The sequence below is a fragment of the Mesorhizobium sp. M7A.F.Ca.CA.004.06.1.1 genome, assembly GCF_003999135.1.
Taxonomy (GTDB): Bacteria; Pseudomonadota; Alphaproteobacteria; order Rhizobiales; family Rhizobiaceae; genus Mesorhizobium.
The window spans coordinates 1-2,408 of the sequence record NZ_RZPQ01000845.1 but is presented as its reverse complement, the minus strand read 5'-3'; the positions used below and the strand labels follow the sequence as shown (position 1 = coordinate 2,408).

2 protein-coding genes are annotated in these 2,408 nt (G+C 64.6%); both read right to left on the bottom strand.

The annotated features are described in order from the left end of the window. Window positions 1-1,150 (bottom strand): ribonuclease R family protein (locus tag EN906_RS31040; RefSeq protein WP_127375640.1); only part of this gene is annotated, 1,150 nt, incomplete at its 3' end. A gap of 6 nt (window positions 1,151-1,156) precedes the next feature. After that, window positions 1,157-2,408 (bottom strand): topoisomerase C-terminal repeat-containing protein (locus EN906_RS31035; protein WP_206529211.1); only part of this gene is annotated, 1,252 nt, incomplete at its 5' end.

Genomic DNA, 2,408 nt, shown 5'->3' with positions numbered 1-2,408 from the left:
CGGCTGAAAAAACCATGCGCACGGCGAGCGCCGGACGGTCCTGGCCCTCCCGCAGCGAGCAGAGATCGTTGGAGATGCGCTCGGGCAGCATCGGCACGACGCGATCCGGGAAATAGACCGAATTGCCGCGCTTCAATGCTTCGCGGTCGAGCGCCGTGCCGTAGCGCACATAGGCGGCGACGTCGGCGATTGCGACAGTGGCAACCACGCCGCCGGGGTTCTTCTCGTCGAGATCCGGCGTGGCGAAGACGGCGTCGTCATGGTCCTTGGCGTCGGCCGGATCGATGGTGATCAGCGGCAGGTCGCGCCAATCCTCGCGGTGATCCAGCGTCGCCGGCTTGACCGCTTCGGATTCTGCGATGACGTCGGCCGGGAAGATATGCGGAATGTCGTGCGCGTGGATGGCGATCATCGAGACCGCCTTTTCGCTGGTCAGAGAGCCCAGCACGTTGAGCACCTTGGCCCTCGGCAGCCCATAGCGGGAAGCCCGCGCCGGCTCGACCTCCACCAGGTCACCGTTCTTGGCGCCGTTCTGGAATTCCTTGTCGACGATCAGTTCGGGCTGGCGCCGTTCCACCGGCTCGATGCGGAAGGTGCCGTCCTGCAAGATGCGAAAGACACCGAGCACGGCATCGGTACGTTTTTCGAAAATCTTCACCACCCGCCCGGTGTAGGCGGGGCCGCCCAGGGCGACGTTCGTGTCGTCGGCCGGAAAGGTCTTGGCCAGCACGCGGTCGCCAATGCCGGGCGCCGGTCCACTGCCACTGCGCGACAGGCGGATGGAGACGATGGGCGGCGGCCCATTGGCCGTGTGTTCGGTAGGACGGGCCAAGAGCACGCCATCGGCATCGCGGTCGAAAATATCGAGGACCGTGACATGGGGCAGGGCACCGACGCGAGCCAGCCCCTTGCGCTCCTTGGTGAGGACGCCTTCGTCCTGCAAGTCGCGCAAAATATCCTTCAGCCAGATGCGGTCGTCGCCGCGCAGTGCGAACGCCTTGGCGATGTCGCGTTTGCCGGCGCGATCGGGATTTTCGGCGATGTAGCGCAGGATTTCGTCACGCGAGGGCCGGTAGTCGTCCTTGACCTTGGCTCTGGTGTCGGCGGTGCGCGGATCGCCGTGGGTTCTGCCGGTGATCTTGCGCGCCACGCTGTCCTATCCTTTTTTCTTCGCGGCCGGCTTCTTCGCAGCCGGCTTCTTGGCTGCCACTTTCTTGGTCGCCGGGGCCTTGGCCGCGGCTGCCTTTCGGAACGGCTTCTTGCCGCCGCCGCCCTTGGCCTCTTTCTCGGCAATCAATGCCAGCGCATCCTCGATCGTCACCGACTGCGGATCCTTGCCCTTGGGCAGCGTAGCATTGACCTTGCCGAAATTCACGTAAGGCCCGTATTTGCCGTCGCGCACGACGATCTTGCCGCCGCCATCGGGATGGTCGCCAAGCTCCTTCAGCGCTGCGGCAGTACCGCCATTGCGGCCGCCCTTGCCCTTCAGCTGCTTCTCGGCGATCACCGATACGGCGCGGTTGAGGCCGATCGAGAACACGTCCTCGATGCTTTCGAGATTGGCATAGGTGCCGTCATGCAGCACGAACGGGCCGTAGCGGCCGAGCCCGGCTGAGATCATCTTGGCGGTTTCCGGATGCTGGCCGACATCGCGCGGCAGCGACAGCAGCGCCAGCGCCTTTTCGTGGTCGATCGACTCGGCCGTCCAGCCCTTGGGCAGGCTGGAACGCTTGGCCTCCTTGCCGTCGCCACGCTGCAGATAGGGGCCGAAGCGACCGCTGCGCAGCGTGATTTCCTCTGACGTGTAGGGGTCCTTGCCGATGACCTTGGTGCCGTCCTCGCCGCCGCCATTTTCGCCATTGGGATTGGCGGCATCGCCGAGCTGGCGGGTGAAGGAGCATTCCGGATAGTTCGAGCAGCCGACAAAGGCGCCGAACTTGCCGAGCTTCAGCGACAGATTGCCGGTGCCGCATTTCGGGCAGATGCGCGGATTGGAGCCGTCCTCCCGCGTCGGGAACACCAGCGGCGCCAGTTCCTCATTGAGCGCGTCGAGCACGTCGGTGACGCGCAGTTCCTTGATGTCGGCGACGGCGCCGGAAAAATCCTTCCAGAAATCGCGCAGCACGTCCTTCCAGGCGAGCTTGCCGTCGGAAATCTCGTCGAGCTTTTCCTCGAGGGACGCGGTGAAGTCGTATTCGACATAACGCTTGAAGAAGCTTTCAAGAAAGGCCGACAGCAGCCGGCCCTTGGCCTGCGGCACCAGCCGGCGCTTGTCGATGGTGACGTAGTCACGGTCCTCGAGCGTCTTCAGGATCGCCGTGTACGTGGAGGGCCGGCCGATGCCGAGTTCTTCCAGCTTCTTGATCAGCGAGGCTTCGGAATAGCGCGGCGGCGGCTCGGTGGTGTGC